This is a genomic window from Marinobacterium sp. MBR-111, assembly GCF_040547585.1.
Classification (GTDB): Bacteria; Pseudomonadota; Gammaproteobacteria; order Pseudomonadales; family Balneatricaceae; genus Marinobacterium; species Marinobacterium iners.
Genome location: NZ_JBEPQA010000010.1, coordinates 66,713 through 88,175, shown reverse-complemented (window position 1 = coordinate 88,175; position 21,463 = coordinate 66,713). Strand labels below are relative to the sequence as shown.

Below are 21,463 nucleotides of genomic sequence, written 5' to 3'. Positions count from 1 at the left end.
CTATGATGGCAAAACCGGTTCAGGTGATTAAACCACACCCTGCTCCAGCATGGCATCCGCCACCCGGCGGAAACCGGCAATATTGGCACCCAGTACCAAATTATGTGGCTGGTCAAATGCCTTGGCCGTTTCACTGCAGCGCTGGTAGATACCAGCCATGATCTGTTGCAGGCGTTCATCGACCTGCTCGAAGGTCCACTGTTGCATGCTGGCATTCTGTGCCATTTCCAACTGACTGGTAGCAACGCCGCCTGCGTTGGCCGCCTTACCCGGGCCATAGTGAATACGCTCGGCGATAAACACTTCCACCGCCTCAGGCGTTGAAGGCATGTTGGCACCTTCACTAATGCAGCGCACGCCATTACCGATGAGTGCGCGCGCATCCGCTTCGGTCAACTCGTTCTGAGTTGCGCATGGGAAGGCAGCATCGGCCGTATAGCGCCATACGACATGGCCATCTTCAGGGTAGGCCTCAACCGGGGTAAACTCCGCTTTCGGATGTTCTTCCAGATATTCGGCCAGCGAGCCACGACGCTCTTCCTTGATCTGTTTGAGGGTTTCCAAATTGATACCGTGACAGTCATACAGCGTACCGGTAGAGTCAGAACATGTAACCGGACGGGCGCCAAGGTGATACAGTTTCTCGATGGTGTAGATCGCCACGTTGCCGGCACCGGACACCAGACAGGTTTTGCCCGCCAGCGAGTCGGCATGGGCCTGCAACATGTTCTGGGCGAAGTAGACACAGCCGTAACCCGTGGCTTCCTTGCGTACCAGTGAACCGCCCCACAGTAACCCCTTGCCGGTCAAAACTCCTTCATAACGGCCAGTCAAGCGCTTGTATTGCCCGAACAGGTAGCCGATCTCACGCGCACCCACACCAATATCACCCGCCGGCACGTCAGTCGTCGGGCCGATGTGACGGTACAGCTCGTTCATGAAAGATTGACAGAAGCGCATGATCTCCTGATCGGAGCGCCCTTTGGGATTGAAGTTGGCACCGCCCTTGCCACCACCAATTGCCAAGCCGGTCAGGGCGTTTTTGAATATCTGTTCAAAACCGAGAAATTTGATGATGCCGGCGTTTACGGAAGGGTGAAATCGTAGACCGCCCTTATACGGGCCCAGAGCCGAATTGAATTCGATGCGGTAGCCCTTGTTGACCTGCACCTTGCCCTTGTCATCAACCCAGGGAATGCGGAACATGATCTGGCGTTCTGGTTCTACCATGCGCTCAATGATACCGCTGTCCCGGTAGCGCGCTTCTGACTCCAGCAAGGGTTCCAGCGACTCAAGCACCTCTTCAACAGCCTGATAAAACTCTGCCTGGGCGGGGCTGGAAGCCATCAGCTGCGTGATGGTGTTATGGATGTAGGACATCAATGTACCTCTGATGAATGGATTAAAGCTTCACGGGCAACACCAGAGTCGATGAAAGAATGACAACTGGCAGAAACACCCCAGTTGAACAGGCAGAACCGGGACACCCGCCGGAAAAAAGCTTGGTATTATACAGCACCACACTGGTGCAACAAAAGCACTAATGTGGTGCCTTGCACTATATTTGTGCAACATGCTGTTGCGATAAACATCTACACTCATTTTTTGGTCAGGCACTTCAACCCAGAGAAGCCCGGCGCATTACTTGATCCCAGTCAACGCGACCGAAGATTAACAAGGCCATGATGGAACTCAAGCCCACTGAAAGAGGCACAAGCCATGACACTTACACGTCTGTTGAAACATTCACTGTTGGCACTTGCCATCGGCACTGTGAGCCACTCGGCCATTGCCAATGAGCCGATCCAGCCAATCGAACCGCTCAAGAACGTGAACCTGGCCCTGGCCGAACTGGGCAAGAAACTCTACTTCGACCCACGCCTGTCCAAGTCAGGTTTCATCTCCTGCAACTCCTGCCACAACCTGAGCATGGGCGGCACCGACAATATCAAGACGTCCATCGGACATGGCTGGGCACAGGGTCCGATCAACTCGCCCACTGTTCTTAACTCCAGCCTCAACGTGGCACAGTTCTGGGACGGTCGTGCGGCTGACCTGAAGGAGCAAGCCGGTGGTCCGATCGCCAACCCGGCCGAAATGGGTTTCACTCACGTGCTGGCCGTCGATGTCATTCAAAGCATTCCAGGCTATGTACGTGAATTCCGCCTGGTATTCGGTGATGAAGAGGTGAATATCGACAAGATCACCGATGCCATTGCCGAGTTCGAAAATACGCTGGTGACACCAAACGCCCGTTTTGACCAGTGGTTGCTGGGCGATCAGGATGCCATCACCCCGTTTGAGCGTGAAGGCTACGAGCTGTTCAAAACCAGCGGCTGTGTCGCCTGTCACAACGGCCCAGCAGTCGGCGGCAACTCGTTCCAGAAAATGGGCCTGATTGAGCCCTACCAAACCAACAACCCTGTTGAAGGCCGCGCGGCGGTTACCGGCAAGGATGCGGATCGCTTTACCTTCAAGGTACCGACCCTGCGCAACGTGGAGCTGACCTATCCGTACTTCCACGACGGTGAGGCGGCCACCCTGACCGAAGCCACCGACATCATGGGTCGCCTGCAGCTGGGCCGTAAATTCACCGATGAAGAAAACGCCAAGATAGTGGCCTTCATGAAAACTCTGACCGGTGACCAGCCCCAGTTCCTGATGCCGATTCTGCCACCATCGGTGGATGCGACTCCGAAACCTCAACCGTTTGATTGAAACATCCCGACAGAGGCTCTCTCAGAGCCTCTGTCGCTTGCTTCAAGTTTCCTGCCCCGTTACTCTCCTGCAACACCTTTTCTCTGAACGTTATCGTGAGCACCTCAGATGAGCACACCAGCTGTTGAGTCATTTCTGAATCATGTATTCAGGCCCGGCATTTACTGGTCAATTCTATTGGTCGGCAGCCTATCGGCTGAGGGCGTGGCACTATATTTCCAGTATGGGCTGGACTACGGCCCCTGCGTGCTCTGCATCCATATCCGCCTCTGGGTTGCGGCTCTTGTTCTGGTTGCAATAACAGGCCTTTTGGCACAGCGTTGCACTCATCTGCAAAAGGTCTGTCACCTTCTGACTGCCGCTATTGCGCTGGGCTTTACCGAACGCAGCTGGCGCTTATTGGCCATTGAGCGCAACTGGATTGAGGGCAGCTGCAGTTTTGACTCTGGACTGCCTGACTGGTTTGCACCGGACCATTGGTGGCCCTGGATGTTCGAGATCTGGGAGTCCTGCGGCTATACACCGGAAATGCTGGGCGGTCTGACCATGGCCGAGCTGCTGGCCGGTGCAGGTTTGGTGTTTGTACCACTGGCATTCATCGGCCTTATCCGCAGCCTACTGCAACGCTGATTGACATGTTTCTGCAACGAACGTCAGGTTCAATGATCCCATGACATATTCGGAGGATCAAAGCATGAGCACCATTCACCTGACAGCACAGCTGAAACAGCTACTAAACCGCGGCTACTCAATCGATGATGTCCGCAACCTGGTGACCGTTCCGCATGAAGTACTGGAACAGGCTATCCACGAGCACCACTTGCAGGAACACAGCCGACGTCATGACCGACTGCTGCAGGGCCAGGCCGAGTTTGCCATGCGCCTTGGCCGACACTGACAAATCCAGTTGGGGCTTCCATGCGTAAACACTGATATTAAGCCGGGATTAACGACCTTTGCGCTATTTACAACGGGTCAAAGGCCGCTCTACACTCTGACGGTTTTTTATACTCCGGCCCTTGCTGCCGGCCATAACAAAGGAAGCCTGCAATGAAAAAAACTCTGCTGGTCGCTGCCGCGGCCCTGACGCTGTCCTCGACTGCCGCCATGGCCGAGCGCAGCGGTGAAGAACTCTACAAAACCAAGTGCTCCGTATGCCACGCTACCGGTGTTGCCGGTGCTCCGAAGTTCGGTGATGCTGCCGCTTGGGCACCCCGTGCCGAGAAAGGTATTGATGCACTGCTGGCAACTTCTCTGACCGGCATTAACGCCATGCCGCCCAAGGGCACCTGCATGGATTGCTCGGATGAGGAAATGAAGTCCGCCATCCAGTATATGCTGGACGCTGCCAAGTAATTCAGGCATGTGCTGAAACGCAAGAGGAGGCTCTATGCCTCCTCTTTTGCTTTTATCACCGCGAGGCAGTCCGCCCACAAGGAGCCTTCAGCTTACACGTTCACCCTTGGCTTGCAGATCCGCATGGTAGGAAGAGCGTACCAACGGGCCGCTGGCCACATGGGTAAAGCCCAGCTCCTTCGCGATCCGCTCAAATTCAGCAAATTCGTCAGGCGTCACATAACGCTCCAGCGCCAGATGGTTACGACTTGGCTGCAAGTACTGACCGATGGTAATCATGTCAACGTCATGTGCTCGCAGATCACGCATCACTTCGATGATCTCGTCATTTGTTTCGCCACAGCCCACCATCAGGCCGGATTTGGTCCGCACTTCAGGTCGCAGTGCCTTGTAGCGCTTGAGCAGATCCAGTGACCACTGATAGTCAGCCCCCGGCCGTACCTTACGGTACAGACGAGGAACGGTTTCCAGGTTGTGGTTAAACACATCAGGTGGGGTCTGTTCGAGAATTTCCAGTGCCACGTCCATGCGACCACGGAAGTCAGGCACCAGCGTCTCAATCTGTATCGACGGAATACGCTGACGGGTCTCACGGATGCAATCGGCAAAATGCTGGGCACCACCATCACGCAGATCGTCACGGTCCACCGAAGTGATCACCACATAGCGCAGTCCCATATCGGCAATCGCTTCGGCCAGCTCACGCGGCTCTTCCGGTGCCAGTGCGTTGGGACGACCATGGGCCACATCACAAAATGGGCAACGACGGGTACAGATATCGCCCATGATCATGAAAGTCGCTGTGCCATGACTAAAACATTCACCCAGATTGGGGCAACTGGCCTCTTCACAGACAGACGCCAGCTTGTGCTTGCGCAGCTTGTCCTTGATCCGCTTAACTTCAGCATTGGAGCCCATGCGAACCCGCAGCCAGTCCGGCTTGCGCTGCATCTCCTCCTTCTCGGTCGGGATCACCTTGACCGGGATACGAGCAACCTTTTCAGCGCCACGCAGTTTGACGCCCTGCTCGACTCTACCGCTGTTTTTTTCGGTGGATTCAGCCATTCTGATTCAGTCTTCCAGTATTGGTGTGCGGGTGATCTGATTATACCCCAATTTTTTAACCAAGTAATTTACTAGGTTATTGGGCAGTTGCGCCAGATCGGCGTCGGGCACCAGGGTCTGCACCTGAGTCATTTCAAGCCCCGCGTAACCGCAGGGGTTTATGCGCAGAAAAGGTTCCAGATCCATGTTCAGGTTAAGTGCCAGGCCGTGAAACGAGCAACCCCTGCGGATACGGAGTCCAAGCGAGCAGATCTTGCGCTCATCGACATATACGCCCGGCGCATCCGGTTTCGGGTAGGCATTGATACCGTAGTCAGCCAACACGGCCACGATTGACTGCTCAATAATATCGACCAGATCACGTACTCCCAACTTGCGTCGACGCAGGTCCAGCAAGAGGTAAGCGATGAGCTGGCCGGGGCCGTGGTAGGTTACCTGACCACCGCGATCCACCTGTACCACAGGTATGCTGCCGGGGTTAATCAGATGCTCTGCCTTACCTGCCTGCCCTTGTGTGAAGACCGGTTCATGCTGAAGCAACCAGATCTCGTCGCGACTGTCCGCTGTACGATTGTTGGTGAACGTTTGCATCCGCTGCCAGATAGGGGCATAGGGCTGAAGCCCCAGCTCACGCACAATCAGCTGGTCAGCTAACGTCATCAGAGCACCATCTTCACACGGCCGGTCGCTTTGAGATCCTGATGCAGATTTTCCAGCTGTTCCTTGCTGGTCGCGGTAATTCTCATACGCACCGAGCTGTAGTTGCCGTTGCCACTTTCCTGAACGGTGACCTGTTCAATATCCAGATCCGGTGCATGGACTTGCACGATTTCGACCACCATTCCCTTGAAGTCGTGCGCATTGTCACCAATCACCTTGATCGGATAGTCGGGGTGAGGAAATTCAATTTTGGGTGCTTTGGGTTCTGTACTCATGAGCTCTCTCCGGTCATCAACCGGTGTTGGAAACGGGTAAACAGGGTAAACATGCGCTGCCACAGCGGGCCCCTGGCGCCATCGGCAACGGGACATCCATCAATCTCCAGCACCGGCACAACGCCACGGGTGGAGCTGGAAATCCAGACCTCATCCGCACCAGCCAGTTCATCCGGTCGTAAATCAACTTCCTGATAGGGGATGCCATTCTCGGCCGCCAGTTCCAGAATAAGTTCCCGCGTGGTACCACCCAGAATTTCCGAACTGCGTTTGGGCGTATAGATCACGCCCTGACGTACCAGAAACAGGTTGCAGGAGGTACCCTCACTCAACAGACCATCGCGTACCAGCAAAGCTTCATCAGCGCCTGCTTCGCGTGCCTGCTGCAGTACCAGAATATTGGGCAGCAGGCCGGTGGACTTGATATCACAGCGATGCCAGCGCAGGTCAGCAGTCACGATTACCTTGAAGCCCTGAACCTGCTCCGGGCCATCGGCATAGATGTCGCGGATCGGAGAGCAGCAGGCAAACACGGTTGGTTGCATCCGGTCGTCATAGGCGTGGGTACGGTAACCGGCACTGCCACGGCTGATCTGTAGATAGACCGAGAGGTTACCGCCTCCGTTCCGACTGACAAGCTCATCCAAAATAGCCGCCCAGTCATACTCTGTTTCGATTCGGATAGCACGCAGGCTGTAGGCAAGACGATCTAAATGTTGCTGTAGGCGAAAGCCAACCCCCTGATAGTAAGGGATCACTTCATACACACTGTCAGCAAACAGAAAGCCGCGATCAAACACAGAGATCTGTGCCTGATCCGCCGGCAGGTATTCACCGTTGAGGTAGACGATATCTTTATTCATAAAACGCAACTGCCCACATCAGTAGTAGATGTGGGCAGCATAAACCGGATTCAAGGTTTTTGTCTGATTTTTAGCCGATCAGGCCAATGAAGAAAAGCAGTATCGCGTGCCAGATACGCTTGAACAGCCCACCTTCAGGAACGGCTTCCAGCGCAACCAGGGGAACCGATGCCACGCGTTCTCCCTGAAGAGTTATCTGAACCTGCCCCAACACATCACCGCTGGCCACCGGGGCCTTAATCACCTTATCCAGTTCAATACTGGCTTCGAGCTGGTCGGTCTGGCCACGCGGAACGGTCACGGCCAGGTTTTCGGCCACGCCAAGTCGAATCTGGTCGCGGCTGCCAGCCCAGACTTTTTCGTCACGCAGCACCTGTCCCGCTTCGTACAGCGCGTGGGTTCGGTAGTAACGGAAACCGTAAGACAGCAGCTTCTGGCTCTCCTGTGCCCTTACCTCTTCACTGCTGCTACCCATTACCACTGAGATCAGGCGCATATCATCACGTTCGGCCGAGGCCACCAGACAGTAGCCGGCTTCGTCAGTATGACCGGTTTTGATGCCATCCACGCTATCATCACGCCACAGCAGCTTGTTGCGGTTGGGTTGACGTATATTGTTATAGGTAAAGTACTTTTGTGAATAGAGAGCGTAGTGCTGGGGGAATTCGTTAATCAGGGCCTTGCCCAGTTTTGCCAAATCGATCGCCGTTGAATAATGGTCTTCTGCCGGCAGGCCAGTGGCATTCTCGAAATGGGTGTTTTCCATCCCCAGCAGGCGCGCATGCTGGTTCATCAAGTCAGCAAATGCCCGCTCGCTGCCGGCAATATGCTCGGCCAATGCAACTGAGGCATCGTTGCCTGACTGGATAATAACGCCGTGCAGCAGATCATCCACGCTGACCTGCGTTCCTTCCTGGATAAACATGCGTGAGCCACCAGTACGCCAGGCCTTTTCACTCACCAGAACCATGTCTTCAAGTGCAATATTGCCCTTGGCAATCTCGTATTCGACCACATAGCTGGTCATCATTTTGGTCAGACTGGCGGGCGGGAAGCGCTCATCTTCACGGTCCGCGGCGATGACATGTCCCGTATCGGCATCCATCACCAGATAGGCACGCGCTGCAATCTGGGGCGGAGCCGGAATCAGGGCTGAAACCGCCTGGGCTGTGCTCGCCATCAGCATCAGCACCAGCAGGACAGAAAGAGCGAAGAAGTGTTGAAGAGTGAGTCGTTGCGCCATAGTCTCGTTACATCGTGGAAGTGAAGTCTTGCAGCAGTGACCCGCTGCCCGTACAAAGGTTCAACTCTACCCGCCGGTTCAGGGCAAGTCCACCAAGTGTGCGCCCGGATAACCCGCTGCCTTAAGCTGATCCAGAATCCAGCTCAGTGTATGACTGCCAGTCAGTGGACCCAGATGAACCCGGTAAAGGGTTCGCGCTTCACGCTGCACCGGGTTGATCTGAACCGGCTCTTGCAGCAGACCACGCAGACGTTCCGCAACATCCCGAGCACCAGACTCGGTTGAGAATGCCGCGATCTGCAACATGCGTCCAGTGATCGCAGCTTGATCAGCACTGACCAGGCTGCGCCCTTCCTGCTCTCTGGACTGCGCCAGCACGGCACCGGTACTGCCTGGAATGATTGCCTCCACTTCAACTCGGGCCGTGCCCTTCTGCAGCATGTCCAGACGGTAGGCCGCCGCGTAGGACAGATCGATTACTCGGTCATCATGAAACGGGCCGCGGTCGTTAACCCGCACGACCACCTGACGGCCATTGTCGAGGTTCGTCACTCGAACAAAACTGGGTAACGGCAGCGATTTGTGCGCCGCTGTCATCTGGTACATGTCGTATATTTCACCGTTCGAAGTGGTGTGGCCATGGAATTTTTTGCCATACCACGAGGCGTTGCCCCGCACACGATAACCTTCGGCATTCGGCAATACGTAGTAGCGCTTGCCAAGCACTTCATAGGGGCTTTTGTTGCCCCAGCGGCTGACCGGCTCGTAGCGCGGCACGGCATCCGGCACATGAGCCATACTGATCGCCTGATCAGGCCCACGATCATGCTTCATACTGTAACGACTGCTGCTGCCGCTGTCCTTGGAAGCGCAACCGCCCAGGGTCAGTGCTACTGCCAGCAGCGGCAACATCAGCCTTTTCATCTCAACGCCCCTGTGATTCACGTGCTTCACGAATCGCTTGACTCAGCTCATACACCGCCATGGCATACAGGTGGCTATGGTTGTAGCGGGTAATGACATAAAAGTTATGCAGCCCGAGCCAGTAATGTTCACCATCATCCATGGTCAGCTCCATCAGGGTCGCCTTCTGTTCCGGATCAAGGTCACGTCGCGTGGAGACGCCTCGCGCCTCCCACTCGGCCAGACTGACTTCGGGCTTAAGACCAGCATTAACCCATTGAGGGTCAGCCGGTTCATTCATGACCACGTTGGAACGTACCGGTTCACCGGCCTTCCAGCCATGCTTATTAAAATAGTTGGCGACACTGCCAATGGCATCAACCTTGTTGCTCCAGATATTGCGCTTGCCATCGGCATCGAAGTCCACAGCGTAGTTGCGGAAACTCGAGGGGATGAACTGGCCATAGCCCATGGCACCGGCATAGGAACCCACCAGCTCAGTGGGATCGAGATCTTCCTCTCGCACCATCTGCATGAACTCGATCAGCTGTCCCCTGAAGAAATCAGCCCGTTTGGGGTAATCAAAGCCGAGTGTCGCCAGGGCATCCAGTACTCGATAACGCCCCATGATACGGCCGTAGCGAGTCTCGACACCGATAATGGCAACGATAATTTCCGCCGGGACACCGTAGGTTTCTTCTGCTCGCTTGAGGGTATCTTCATGCTCATTCCAGAAGCTGACTCCCTGACTGATCCGGTTCGGTTCCACAAAAATCTTGCGATACTCACCCCAGGTCAGGCGGCGCTCCGCAGGGCGCGAAATGGCTTCCAGAATCGACTCCTGTCGCTGAGCTTCAGCCAGTACCTTACGCACTTCATCAGCATCAAAGCCCTGTTCAGCGAGCCTGGTTACGACGTCGTCGGCGAGTGGATGAGTGTCATATCCGTCAGCCGCATAACCTGTGCCTGCTCCGGCCAGCATCAGCCCTGCCAGCAGCAGTGTTCCGATCTTCTTGCGCATTCCATCTCTCCCTCAGCGGGTCAGCATCTGTCTATGTGTCCTGATGGACATCAGTATGCCAAACCCCGCCATCAGCGTCACAATTGAGGTCCCGCCGTAACTGACCATTGGCAGGGGTACCCCCACCACCGGTAGCAACCCGGTCACCATTCCGATATTCACGAACACATATACAAAAAAAGTCAGCGTAATACTGCCGGCCAGCAGGCGAGAAAAACTGTCCTGTGCCTGCACCGAAATAATCAACCCTCGTGCAATGATCAACAGGTATAGCGCCAGCAGAATCAATACGCCGGACATTCCCAGCTCTTCACCAATCACCGCAATAATGAAATCGGTATGTGACTCCGGCAGGAAATCGAGCTGTGACTGGGTGCCATGCAGCCAACCCTTGCCCGGCAGGCCACCGGAGCCGATGGCGGTTTTGGACTGGATAATGTTCCAGCCTGCCCCCAACGGATCACTTTCAGGGTCCAGGAAAGTAAGTACCCGCTGACGCTGATAGTCTTTCATAATGGCCCAGAGCGCCGGCAAGGCCGCTCCAACCAGTCCAAGGGCAATAAAAATCCAGCGCCAATAGACACCTGAAAGCAGAATAACGAACACACCTGAAGCCGCGATTAACAATGAAGTCCCAAGGTCGGGCTGCTTCATGATCAAAGCAGTGGGGATTGCCAACAGTACCAGGGTACTGAGCAGATGCCGGAAAGTGGGTGGCAACTGCTGTCTCGTTAACCAGGCGGCAACCATCAAAGGCACCGCCAGCTTCATTAGTTCTGAAGGCTGAAAGCGAAATCCCGGCAGTTCCAGCCAGCGCTGCGCGCCCTTGGCACCAACACCGAAGAACAGCACACCCAGCAGCAAACCAACCCCGGCTATATAGGCCAGAGGAGCCAGAAACCGATAGGTTCTGGGCTGGATCTGTGCCAACACCAGAATGACCACAAAGCCGGCACCCATCCTAACGGCCTGGCGATTCACATAGCCAAAATCCTGCCCTGAGGCACTATAGAGCACAAAAAGACCAAACCCACACAGCAGCAGCAGTAACAGCAACAGCCAACCATCCAGGTGGGTATAGCGCCACAGCCCATCCGGCCGCTGAAGGTGCACGTTACTGCCTGGCATGGTGCGTTGAAAGTCACGATTACTCATGGTTTCACCTGCAGGTCATTGTTGTAATCGCCTACGAGCCAGGCATCCATCACTTCACGTGCAATGGGAGCTGCGGTACTCGACCCGCCGCCCCCATTTTCGACCACGACGGCCACAGCTATGCGGGGATTATCCGCTGGCGCGAACGCAATAAACAGGGCATGGTCACGGTGCCGTTCTGCCAGTGCTTCAGCATCGTATTCCGCATCCTGCGCAATACCAACCACCTGGGCCGTACCGGTCTTGCCCGCGATACGATACTGCGCCCCTTGGGCGGAGCGGCGAGCAGTACCTTTTGCGCCATGCATGACCGACACCATGCCACCAATCACGTGATCCCAATGGTTAGGATTCTTGAGTACAACATCAGCCGGCTTTGGCTTGCGTCGGTAGATCGGATTAAACGGTACCGGGGTGTCTCCCAACTCCGGCACCAGCCCCTGCAGCATATGCGGCTGTACCCAACGCCCACGGTTGGCCAACACGGAGGCTGTCGTTGCCAGCTGCAGTGGCGTCATAACCAGAAAGCCCTGTCCTATACTCAGGTTGATAGAGTCACCAGGGTACCAGGGCAAACGACGATCATTTTCTTTCCACTCCCTTGAGGGCAGGAAGGAGGTAATGGCTTCCGGCAGATCCAGACTGGTATCTGCCCCCACTCCGAAACGACCGAGGAAGTCAGACATCGGGTCAACGCCCATCTTGTGACCCACCTCATAGAACCAGACATCGCAGGATTCAGCCATGGCATCATTGAGATTAACCCAGCCATGGCCGCTACGCTTCCAGTCACGATAGCGGCGGCCATTCTGATTGATCTGATAGAAGCCTGGGTCCCAAATTCTTTTTTCTGGCGTAATCGTATCCGTTTCCAGTGCCGCCAGCGCGATGACCGGCTTGATGGTGGAGCCAGGTGGATAACCACCACGCAGAGCACGGTTGAACAATGGCAGATCAATAGAGTCACGCAAAGCGCTGTAGTCACGACTGGATATACCGGTCACGAACAGGTTGGGGTCATAACCCGGTGTGCTGACCAGTGCCAGTATTTCGCCGCTGCCCGGCTCAATCGCCACAATGGAAGCTCGCCGTCCCTCTAACAGGGACTCGGAAAACTGCTGCAGGCGCAGATCCAGACTCAGCTGTATATTCTGTCCCGGCACCGGGTCTTCCCGTTCAAGCACGCGCAGAATACGCCCTCGGGCATTGGTCTCTACCTTCTGGAAACCCACTTGCCCGTGTAGAAGGTCTTCATAGAACCGCTCGATACCCAGCTTGCCAATATAGTGTGTAGCGGCATAATTGATCGGGTCGACTTGCCCCAACTCACGCTCGTTTATCCTGCCTACATAGCCCAGCGCATGCGCCAGGGATTCTCCGTAGGGGTAGCGTCGAATCAGGTCGGCTTCAACCTGCACACCTGGGAGCCGATGGTAATTCAGTGAAATGCGGGCGATTTCGTCTTCGCTCAGACCAAAACGTAACGGAACCGTTTCGAACGGCCGCCGGCGCTGTTGCAGACGCTGCTCGAAACGCTCGATATCACGTTCACTCAATTCAATCAGCTCGGCCAGTTCAGCCAGTGTGGTATCGAGATCCTGCACTTCCTCTTTCAGCAGAGTGACCGAAAAGTTGGGCTGGTTATCGGCCAACAGCACCCCGTTGCGATCATAGATAAGCCCTCGACGAGGGGCAACAGGCTGTAGCTGCACTCGATTTTTTTCGGATATGGCCGCATAGCGGTCAAACTCGATCACCTGCAGATAGTAGACGCGCCCAATCAGTATCAGCATCAACAACAGTACACAGCCGAAGGCAAAAGCGGCCCGGTTGGTAAAGGTGATGCTTTCCTGAGAATAGTCCTTCAAGCGCTCAAAGGGTGCCATGGTGCGCCACTATTTATGGTAAGGGTGGCCCTGGAGAATGGTCCAGGCACGGTAGAGCTGTTCAGCGAGTACCACTCGCACCAGCGGGTGCGGCAACGTAAGTGCAGACAACGACCACTTCTGATCGGCCAATGCAAGGGCTCGCGGATCAAGGCCATCAGGCCCACCGATCAGCAGGCTGATATTGCGGCCGTCCATGCGCCACTGTTCGGACTGCTCGGCCAGCTGTGGAGTTGACCAGGGGCGACCTTTCACATCCAGCGCCACCACCCGGTCCCCCTTGCCGATGGCCGCGAGCATGGCATCACCTTCACTGCGAATGGCGCGGGCGATGTCGGCATTCTTGCCTCGATGGCCCGGCGTCAGCTCCACCAACTCCAGCTGGAAGTCCGGCGGCAGGCGACGGGCATACTCGTTATAGCCCTCCTCAACCCAGGCAGGCATGCGGTTACCAACGGCAAGCAGGCGAATACGCATACTTCAGTGCTTACTCCTGCACAGGTTCTGCGCTGTCTTCGGCATCAAACCGCCACAGACGTTCCAGGTCATAGAAGCTGCGTGCATCCGGCATCATCACATGTACGATCACATCGCCCAGATCCACCAGTATCCAGTCACCCACCGCCTGGCCTTCAGTGCCCACGGGTTGCAGACCAGACGCCTTGACCTTGTCGAGCACCTCCTGTGCCACGGACATCACGTGCCGCTTGGAAGTGCCGCTGGCGATAACCATGTAATCGGTCACACTGGACTTGCCGCGCACATCAATTTCGGTGATGTCACGGGCCTTGATATCTTCCAGTGCACTGTGCACCAGTTCACGCAGTTGCTCAGTTTGCATTAGCGCTTTGTACCTTCTCTTTTGAGTGAAAACCATAAAGTTCATGCTGGCTGATATAGTGCCACACCGGCTCAGGTAACAGATAGCGCGGCGACTGTCCGGACGCTATCAACTGCCTGATCTGGGTGGCGGATATCCCCAGCGGGGTTAATTCCTGAATATGAATACGCCCTGAGGGCAATCCAAGCAGCTCCTTATGATCACGGCTTCGATGCTGCTGCAACAGCGCCTGCAGCACTGGGCTGAGATCACTGTCAACATAGCCCGGCCGTGCAATAACCAGAATATGGGCATAATCCAGAAACGCCTGCCAACGGTGCCAACGCTCCAACGTCTGAAAGGCATCCATACCCATGGTCATGACAATGGGGCAACCGGGCCCGCGCTCCTGGCGCAATGACTGCAGCGTCAGTAGTGAGTATGAAGGCTCATCCGCTTCGACTTCTCGCGCATCGGCACAGAGTGCCGGTTCGTCTGCCACCGCCAACTGCACCATTTCAAGCCGCTCACGCGCTGTGCAGCCAGGCCGATCACGGTGTACCGGCTCGCCGGAGGGGATCAGACAGACCTGTTCGACTTCAAGCCACTGCTGCAGTTCCAGCGCCGTACGCAGGTGGCCATTGTGAACAGGGTCGAAGGTTCCACCCATGAACACCAGCGGCGGCATCAGCTGCGAACCTGACCGTCACCCAGCACGATGTATTTTTCCGATGTCAGCCCTTCCAGCCCCACCGGACCCCGCGCATGGATTTTGTCCGTGGAGATGCCGATCTCGGCGCCCAGACCATATTCGAAACCATCGGCAAAACGGGTCGATGCATTCACCATCACCGAGCTGGAATCCACCTCGCGCAGGAACGCACGCGCCTTGGTGTAGTTCTCGGTGATAATGGCATCGGTGTGCTGTGAACTGTGGCGATTGATGTGTGCAATCGCTTCATCCATGCCGTCCACAATCCGAATCGACAGAATCGGTGCCAGGTACTCGGTGTCCCAGTCAGCATCGGTTGCCGCATTCAGTCGTGGCAGCAGCGCCAGAGTACGTGCACAGCCCCGCAATTCAACGCCCAGCTGCTCATAGTGCTCCGCCAGCTCCGGCAGCAGCTCACCGGCCACGGCCGCGTCAACCAGCAGGGTTTCCATGGTGTTGCAGGTGCCATAGCGATGCGTTTTGGCGTTGATGGCGATATTCAGCGCTTTGGTACGGTCGGCCTCGGCATCAATATACACATGGCAGATACCGTCCAGATGCTTGATCACCGGCACGCGGGCATCGTTGCTGATCCGTTCGATCAGGCCCTTACCGCCACGTGGCACGATGACGTCGACATATTCAGGCATCGCAATCAGACGACCAACGGCCTCACGGTCTGTGGTTTCGACCACCTGTACCGCTTCATGAGGCAAGCCAGCAGCTTTCAGTCCTTCTGCGATGCAAGTCGCAATCGCCTGATTGGAATGGATCGCTTCCGACCCACCGCGCAGAATCGCCGCGTTACCGGATTTCAGGCACAGGCTTGCCGCCTCGCAGGTCACATTGGGACGCGACTCGTAAATGATGCCGATAACCCCCAGGGGTACGCGCATCTTGCCAACCTGAATGCCGGACGGGCGATAGCTCATGTCGCGAATCGCGCCGATCGGGTCCGGCAGCGCCGCGACCTGGCGCAACCCCTCGATCATGCCGTCAATACGGGCCGGAGTAAGCTCAAGCCGGTCCAGCAATGCGTCATCCAGCCCTTTGTCGCGACCGTTTTCCATATCGGTACGGTTTGCCTCTGCCAGCGCTTCACGGCGGGCATCAATCGCCTCAGCCATGGCCAGCAGAGCCTTGTTCTTACTGTCGGTGTCAGCACGGGCCATCAGACGTGAAGCCGCGCGTGCCTGTTCACCGAGTTGGGTCATATACTGTGCTACATCCATCATCGTCTATCCGCTTGGACATTGTCAGCCGCACAGTATAACGCCAGTGACACAAAAGGTCTTTTGGTGCTGCAAAAAGCTGGTTTATGCTGCGGGGGTATTGCTGTGACCTTGAGATGATTGTTGCTATCATCGGACATCTATCTTTCGCTATCAGTCACCCGATGCAAGAAGCCCCCATGGAGCCACAAGACGACACTCACCACAGCCCTCGCACGCTGTCCCTGCGCGCATTGCTCTCGGTCGCCCTTATTCTGCTGCTGAGCCTGTCCCTGGGCGGTGTACTCGAGTACCTGCGCAGCAGCGACCTTGCACGCCAGCAGGCCAATGAAGTAGGTATGATGTTTGGCCGCAGCAGCGCCATCCTGATCCAGCCGCTGGTACTATCCGATGACCGTATCAGCCTGAACTTCATGTTCAACGAACTTGCGGCACAACCCCTGATCAGCGGTTTACGACTGACCGCTCCAGACCAGACCCTGATCGCGCTGGCGGGGCAGCCTCAGGGGCGTGGCCACAGCCTTGACCTGGTGCAGGGGGACGAAGTCATTGGCCAGCTGACCTACTGGACCAACCCGACTCCCTTCGAACAGTTACTGCACCGACAGCTGCTGGAAACAGCACTGTTGCTGGGTGGCAGTCTACTGTTGACTGCATTGCTGCTGGGCCTCAGCCTGCGCCGCCAGCCTGTTTCGGACCAGACCGAAGCCAAGCCCGATTTCCGTGAACTGGTCAGTGAACTGACCCCTGCCGCTTCCCGAGACTCCATTCCGGCTTTCAGCTTCGACGACATGGACAACACGGGTACGGAGCCCCGTTCACCAACACCGGCAGCGTCAAACAATACAGACCCTGTGACCAAGAGGCAGCCACCTGAGCAAGCTCAAGTTGAAGCCGAAATCAAACCCTCTCCCGCACAACCGAATCAGGACTCGCAGGGCGATATGGCGGCTGAGTCCGCCCCTCTAAAGCCTGAACAGGAACTGGAAACCGAGCCGAAGGCTGCATATCCGTTAGATGACCGCCGCGAGCCCAGTTTTGATACAGATGAGCTGGTGTCACTGCTTAAGCCGGAACGGGATGATGCCCGCATGCCCAGCTTCATCCCTCAGGTACCGCACATTAGTGATCTGGCCGATGACAGTGACGAGGCGATGGTGCCCGACACCGATGAGATGGAGTTGGAGGAGCACACGGGACAAGAGGAAGAGTATACCCCCTTGCATCCCAACCCGTTGAAGCTCGGTAGCAACGAGGAACAACTGGGCCTGTACAGTTTCGAACACGAACTGGAGCTGATGCTGACTCCCGATGAGGCAGGTTACCTGCTGCTGATCGACACCCGAAGCGCCCACTCCGACAATGTGGAGGATGACGAGCGCAATGCACTGCTGAAAAACTACCGAACCCTGGCCAACTCTGTGGCCCGCATCTACAGCGGCAGCATCGAGCCGATGAGCGATGGCAACCTGCGCGTACTGTTCACCAACGCGGATGACAAGGACAGTCATGGCATCAATGCACTCTGCTGTGCCATGTTGTTCACCCATCTCTACAAGCAGTACAACCAGAGTCAGATTCGCGCTTTCCAGCCGGTCATGAACCTGCACATGGCCCTGGTGCGTGGCGCACATGATCGCATCGAACGGATGCAGGAGGAAGCCCACTTCCTCACCCGCACCACTCAAAGCAATGAGCTGATCAGCCATACGGCGTTGACCGAAGCGCCGCTGCTGAAGGAGAGCCTGCTGCAGAAAGCGGATATTCGGCGCGAGGATGAAGACAAGGTGCTGATTCTCAGCGTCAGCGAATCCTATCAGGCCCTGCTGGAGAAACAGGCAAGACACCTGCTGAGCAAGCTGAATGAACGTCAGCAGGGGGCACAGAACAGCCAGCCGACCTCCTGAGGAGGCTGGCTGGCAAGCTATCAGTCGCTGATGACCTCCATGCCATCAACCCGCTGATACCCCCGCGGCAGCTTGTTGCCGCGACGGCCGCGTTCACCACGATAGTGCTCCAGTTCGACTCCCTTGAGCTTCAGGTGCTGGCGACCGGCATGCACCATCAGCGTATCCTCAGGCCCCAGCAGCATGATATGGGTCATGAGCTCTTCACCGCTGGCGGCACGCGCCGAAGGAATGTTGATGATCTTGTTGCCCTTGCCGCGCGCCAGCTCGGGCAGCTCTGATACCGGGAACACCAGCAGCCGCCCTTCACTGCTGATCGCCGCCAGTAATGCATCACCACTCGGTACCAGCACCGGCTGCAGCACCTTCGCTCCCTTGGGCAGAGTCAGGGCGGCCTTGCCGTTTTTGGTTTTGCTGGTGAGCTGATCAACCCGGGTGACAAAGCCGTAACCTGCATCCGAGGCCAGCAGCACCGCGTCTTCGTCACGGCCACAGACCAGTGCATCCACCACCGCGCCCTTGGGCAGGCTGATATGACCGGTCACCGGCTCGCCCTGTCCCCGTGCCGAAGGCAGCGCATGGGTATCCAGCGTATAACTGCGCCCGGTCGAGTCCAGCAAAACGGTCGGCTGGTTCATCCGCCCGGCACAGGCCAGTTTGAAGCCATCACCGGATTTGTAGCTGAGCCCCGATGCATCAATATCATGCCCCTTGGCTGCGCGAATCCAGCCCTGCTTGGACAGTACCACCGTGACAGGGTCGGCGCTGAGCAGATCCTTTTCACTGAAGGCACGCGCCTCGCCGCGTTCGGCCAGAGGCGAACGGCGGGCATCACCAAACTCCTCTGCCGCCGCTTCGATCTCTTCCCGGATCAGTTTGCGCATCAACTCATCCGAGCCCAGGGTTTCCTCCAGACGCTGGCGCTCTTCACTCAGTTCGTCCTGCTCGCCCCGGATCTTCATCTCTTCCAGTCGCGCCAGGTGACGCAGCTTGAGATCAAGAATTGAATCGGCCTGCACATCGGTCAGGCCAAAACGGCGCATCAGCTCATCTTTCGGCTTTTCCTCCTCCCGGATGATGGCAATCACCTCATCAATATTGAGGTAGGCCACCATCAGGCCTTCAAGAATATGCAGGCGATCGCGCACCTTCTGCAGCCGGTATTCCAGTCGTCGACGTACCACGCTGGTCCGCCAGCTGAGCCATTCGGTGAGGATCTGGCGCAGGTCCTTGACCTGAGGCCGGCCATCAATGCCGATCATGTTCAGGTTGACGCGGTAGCTGCGCTCCAGATCCGTGGTGGCAAACAGGTGCGCCATCAACTGGTCGCAGTCGACCCGGTTGGAGCGCGGCACAATCACCAAGCGCGTCGGATTTTCGTGGTCGGATTCGTCACGCAGATCACTCACCATCGGCAGTTTTTTCTGCTGCATCTGGGCGGCAATCTGTTCCAGCACCTTGGCGCCCGATACCTGTGCCGGCAGCGCCGTCACCACAACTTCACCATCTTCCCGGCTCCAGATCGCACGCATGCGGAAACTGCCGCGGCCGGTGGTATAGATTTGACGCAGATCCGTCGCTGGCGTGATGATCTCTGCCTCGGTGGGCATATCCGGACCACGCACAATATTGCACAGGTCTTCCAGCGTAGCCTGAGGATAATCCAGCAGATGACAGCAGGCGGAGGCCACCTCACGCAGGTTGTGCGAAGGGATATCGGTCGCCATGCCAACGGCAATCCCGGTACCGCCGTTGAGCAACACATTGGGCAGCCGTGCCGGCAGCACTTCCGGTTCGTCCATGGTGCCGTCAAAGTTAGGAACCCAGTTTACCGTGCCTTGCGCCAGCTCCTTCAGCAGCAGCTCAGCATAGGGTGCCAGCCGCGATTCGGTATAACGCATGGCGGCAAATGACTTGGGATCATCCGGCGAGCCCCAGTTGCCCTGACCATCCACCAGCGGGTAGCGGTAGCTGAACGGCTGTGCCATCAACACCATCGCTTCATAGCAGGCCGAGTCACCATGAGGGTGAAACTTGCCGAGCACATCACCCACGGTACGGGCTGACTTCTTGTACTTGGCCGTGGCCTTCAGCCCCAGCTCCGACATCGCATAAACGATACGGCGCTGAACCGGCTTCATGCCATCGCCGATATTGGGCAGCGCCCGATCGAGGATGACGTACATGGAATAGTCGAGATAGGCTTTCTCGGTAAAGTCGCGCAGTGACAGTTTTTCGGTATCACCGTCAAAGGTGGTCTCTACACTCATCAACTGATCCTTGAACACTGGATTCCGTTAGCGCAGGCAGCTGTTCCAGCCTGCAGATTGGCAGGGAGTATGCCAGCTCGACAGGAAAAGCGCATCCTGAGCGCTCCCGTCCGTGCATTTTTGCGTATAGGATAATAGAAAAGAACAACCACCGAGGAACCGCCCATGTCACAGGACAACAATCGCCTGCTGCTGGAGCTGGAAAAACAGCGCCGCGACATCAACCGTGAAATCATCAACCCGAAGATTCCCGAGCTGAGTCTGGACAGCCTGAAGCCCGTACTGTCGATGGTAGCGCATGCCCGTGCGGCCTATATCAGCGAATTGATCGACATCGCCAACATCAGTGGCGGTAACGCACCGTCATCTGACCAGATCAAGCAGCTGAAAGCCTGCCGTGAACACTTCGATGAGCTGGTGGCGGCCATGAACGCCCTCGAAGCCGTTATTCAGCGGGATTATCTGGATGTGAAGAGCCGGGGGCAGTAATGCGTCGACTCATCATGCTGTTGCTGGCCCTTGGTCTGTCGTTGCCAGCACTGGCTGAGCATCCGCTGAGTGGCAAGCTCTGGCGCTTGTCCGAGCAACGCTTTGTATCCGAGGCTGAGCTTTTCGCTCAACTGCCCACGGATGGCTGGTTACTGCTGGGCGAGCAGCACGACAATCCGCACCACCATCAGCTGCAACGGCGCTGGATAGCAAGTCTTGCCGATCGTGGCCAGCTGGGCGCCGTCGCTCTGGAGATGGCAACAACAGTGCAACAGCCCCTGCTGGATCAGGCGCTGATGCGTGGCAGCACCACCACACCAGACAGCTTGAACTGGAATGCGGGCTGGAACTGGGCGCTGTATGCCGATGTGGTCCGCCTGTCACTCGACCGAGCACCCGCCGTCATCGGCACCGACCTGACCCGTGAACAGCAACGCAGTGCCTATCAAGAGGGCGCACCCTCCGGTGACATGGGAGAACTGCACGCCAACTACATGCGTCGACTGCTGTTCGAGAGCCATTGTGGTCAGCTTCCCAAAGACTCGCTGGAGGGGATGCGGCAGGTGCAACTGGCCCGGGACCAGCAGATGGCCGAGCGTCTTGATCAGGCACAGCTTAAGGCACTCAGCGGTGTCATGCTGACCGGCACCATTCACGCCCGAAATGACCTGGGGATTCCGCTCTGGCTTGAAAAGCCGGCGGTTACTGTGTTGCTGACATCAGTGCAGGAGGGACGCCAGGAACCCTATGACTATCTGCCGGAAAGTTATCCCGGAGCACCTGCAGCCGCTGACTATCTGCTGTTCACCGATGCCATTGCCGAGCGCGATTACTGTGCTGAGCTGCAGTCTTCACATAGAAAAACGGAATCTTCCGGATCCTGACGGG

The 21,463-nt window shown here is 56.7% G+C and carries 22 protein-coding genes; 7 read left to right on the top strand and 15 right to left on the bottom strand.

Going from position 1 to position 21,463, the window contains the following annotated elements:
* Window positions 1-27: 27 nt before the first annotated feature.
* A complete protein-coding gene (gene gdhA, locus ABIE61_RS09290; RefSeq protein WP_354408771.1) occupies window positions 28-1,380 on the bottom strand; it encodes an NADP-specific glutamate dehydrogenase in 1,353 nt (450 codons plus the stop codon).
* A 339-nt stretch (window positions 1,381-1,719) separates the two neighbouring features.
* Here gdhA and ABIE61_RS09285 point away from each other — a divergent pair, with 339 nt between their 5' ends.
* The 4 genes from ABIE61_RS09285 to ABIE61_RS09270 all read left to right on the top strand — a co-directional run bounded on the left by ABIE61_RS09285 (window position 1,720) and on the right by ABIE61_RS09270 (window position 4,074).
* Window positions 1,720-2,718 (top strand): cytochrome-c peroxidase, encoded by a 999-nt coding sequence (locus ABIE61_RS09285; RefSeq protein ID WP_206838777.1) that lies wholly within the window; start codon window positions 1,720-1,722, stop codon window positions 2,716-2,718.
* A 108-nt stretch (window positions 2,719-2,826) separates the two neighbouring features.
* Complete coding sequence (locus tag ABIE61_RS09280; protein WP_206838775.1) at window positions 2,827-3,348, top strand: disulfide bond formation protein B; 522 nt, start codon at window positions 2,827-2,829, stop codon at window positions 3,346-3,348.
* Between the two features lie 64 nt (window positions 3,349-3,412).
* Window positions 3,413-3,616: a hypothetical protein gene (locus ABIE61_RS09275; protein WP_091822627.1), complete on the top strand. Its 204-nt coding sequence runs from the start codon at window positions 3,413-3,415 to the stop codon at window positions 3,614-3,616.
* A gap of 152 nt (window positions 3,617-3,768) precedes the next feature.
* Entirely contained in the window at window positions 3,769-4,074 is a 306-nt protein-coding gene (locus tag ABIE61_RS09270; RefSeq protein WP_206838771.1) for a c-type cytochrome, read from the top strand.
* 87 nt (window positions 4,075-4,161) lie between these two features.
* Here ABIE61_RS09270 and lipA read toward each other — a convergent pair whose 3' ends face one another.
* The 13 genes from lipA to ABIE61_RS09205 all read right to left on the bottom strand — a co-directional run bounded on the left by lipA (window position 4,162) and on the right by ABIE61_RS09205 (window position 15,909).
* Window positions 4,162-5,139, bottom strand: a complete 978-nt coding sequence (gene lipA / locus ABIE61_RS09265; RefSeq protein WP_091822633.1) for a lipoyl synthase — start codon at window positions 5,137-5,139, stop codon at window positions 4,162-4,164.
* A 6-nt stretch (window positions 5,140-5,145) separates the two neighbouring features.
* On the bottom strand, window positions 5,146-5,799 hold the full coding sequence (gene lipB / locus ABIE61_RS09260; RefSeq protein WP_206838769.1) for a lipoyl(octanoyl) transferase LipB: 654 nt from the start codon (window positions 5,797-5,799) through the stop codon (window positions 5,146-5,148).
* Window positions 5,799-6,074, bottom strand: coding sequence for an HP0495 family protein (locus tag ABIE61_RS09255; protein WP_206838767.1), 276 nt, complete (start codon window positions 6,072-6,074; stop codon window positions 5,799-5,801). The genes lipB and ABIE61_RS09255 overlap by 1 nt, the downstream gene beginning before the upstream one ends.
* Window positions 6,071-6,937, bottom strand: coding sequence for a D-amino acid aminotransferase (locus ABIE61_RS09250; protein ID WP_354408766.1), 867 nt, complete (start codon window positions 6,935-6,937; stop codon window positions 6,071-6,073). Before ABIE61_RS09250 ends, ABIE61_RS09255 begins: the two co-directional genes overlap by 4 nt.
* 70 nt (window positions 6,938-7,007) lie before the next feature.
* Window positions 7,008-8,180 carry a D-alanyl-D-alanine carboxypeptidase family protein gene (locus tag ABIE61_RS09245; RefSeq protein ID WP_354408764.1) on the bottom strand — a complete coding sequence of 391 codons (1,173 nt, stop codon included), beginning with the start codon at window positions 8,178-8,180 and terminating at the stop codon, window positions 7,008-7,010.
* Window positions 8,181-8,258: 78 nt separating this feature from the next.
* Window positions 8,259-9,104, bottom strand: a complete 846-nt coding sequence (locus ABIE61_RS09240; protein WP_091822646.1) for a septal ring lytic transglycosylase RlpA family protein — start codon at window positions 9,102-9,104, stop codon at window positions 8,259-8,261.
* 1 nt (window position 9,105) lies between these two features.
* Window positions 9,106-10,104, bottom strand: coding sequence for a lytic murein transglycosylase B (gene mltB / locus ABIE61_RS09235; protein WP_354408762.1), 999 nt, complete (start codon window positions 10,102-10,104; stop codon window positions 9,106-9,108).
* A gap of 12 nt (window positions 10,105-10,116) precedes the next feature.
* The gene (rodA, locus tag ABIE61_RS09230; protein WP_354408759.1) at window positions 10,117-11,259 is read right to left on the bottom strand and encodes a rod shape-determining protein RodA; all 1,143 of its coding nucleotides are present in this window, start codon (window positions 11,257-11,259) and stop codon (window positions 10,117-10,119) included.
* Complete coding sequence (gene mrdA, locus ABIE61_RS09225) at window positions 11,256-13,145, bottom strand: penicillin-binding protein 2 (RefSeq protein WP_354408757.1); 1,890 nt, start codon at window positions 13,143-13,145, stop codon at window positions 11,256-11,258. Before mrdA ends, rodA begins: the two co-directional genes overlap by 4 nt.
* A gap of 9 nt (window positions 13,146-13,154) precedes the next feature.
* Window positions 13,155-13,622, bottom strand: coding sequence for a 23S rRNA (pseudouridine(1915)-N(3))-methyltransferase RlmH (gene rlmH / locus ABIE61_RS09220; protein WP_206838753.1), 468 nt, complete (start codon window positions 13,620-13,622; stop codon window positions 13,155-13,157).
* Between the two features lie 10 nt (window positions 13,623-13,632).
* Window positions 13,633-13,986: a ribosome silencing factor gene (rsfS, locus tag ABIE61_RS09215; RefSeq protein WP_091822659.1), complete on the bottom strand. Its 354-nt coding sequence runs from the start codon at window positions 13,984-13,986 to the stop codon at window positions 13,633-13,635.
* Window positions 13,976-14,653 (bottom strand): nicotinate-nucleotide adenylyltransferase, encoded by a 678-nt coding sequence (gene nadD / locus ABIE61_RS09210; protein ID WP_354408754.1) that lies wholly within the window; start codon window positions 14,651-14,653, stop codon window positions 13,976-13,978. The genes rsfS and nadD overlap by 11 nt, the downstream gene beginning before the upstream one ends.
* Window positions 14,653-15,909 carry a glutamate-5-semialdehyde dehydrogenase gene (locus tag ABIE61_RS09205; RefSeq protein WP_354408751.1) on the bottom strand — a complete coding sequence of 419 codons (1,257 nt, stop codon included), beginning with the start codon at window positions 15,907-15,909 and terminating at the stop codon, window positions 14,653-14,655. The genes nadD and ABIE61_RS09205 overlap by 1 nt, the downstream gene beginning before the upstream one ends.
* A gap of 179 nt (window positions 15,910-16,088) precedes the next feature.
* On the opposite strand from ABIE61_RS09205, the gene ABIE61_RS09200 reads away from it, so the two are divergent.
* Window positions 16,089-17,816, top strand: coding sequence for a hypothetical protein (locus ABIE61_RS09200; protein ID WP_354408748.1), 1,728 nt, complete (start codon window positions 16,089-16,091; stop codon window positions 17,814-17,816).
* A gap of 20 nt (window positions 17,817-17,836) precedes the next feature.
* Here ABIE61_RS09200 and parC read toward each other — a convergent pair whose 3' ends face one another.
* Window positions 17,837-20,086 carry a DNA topoisomerase IV subunit A gene (gene parC / locus ABIE61_RS09195; protein WP_354408745.1) on the bottom strand — a complete coding sequence of 750 codons (2,250 nt, stop codon included), beginning with the start codon at window positions 20,084-20,086 and terminating at the stop codon, window positions 17,837-17,839.
* A gap of 165 nt (window positions 20,087-20,251) precedes the next feature.
* Between parC and ABIE61_RS09190 the strand changes: the two genes are divergently transcribed.
* Entirely contained in the window at window positions 20,252-20,575 is a 324-nt protein-coding gene (locus ABIE61_RS09190) for a hypothetical protein (RefSeq protein WP_354408742.1), read from the top strand.
* A complete protein-coding gene (locus ABIE61_RS09185; protein WP_354408740.1) occupies window positions 20,575-21,459 on the top strand; it encodes a ChaN family lipoprotein in 885 nt (294 codons plus the stop codon). Before ABIE61_RS09190 ends, ABIE61_RS09185 begins: the two co-directional genes overlap by 1 nt.
* The last annotated feature ends 4 nt before the right edge of the window (window positions 21,460-21,463 follow it).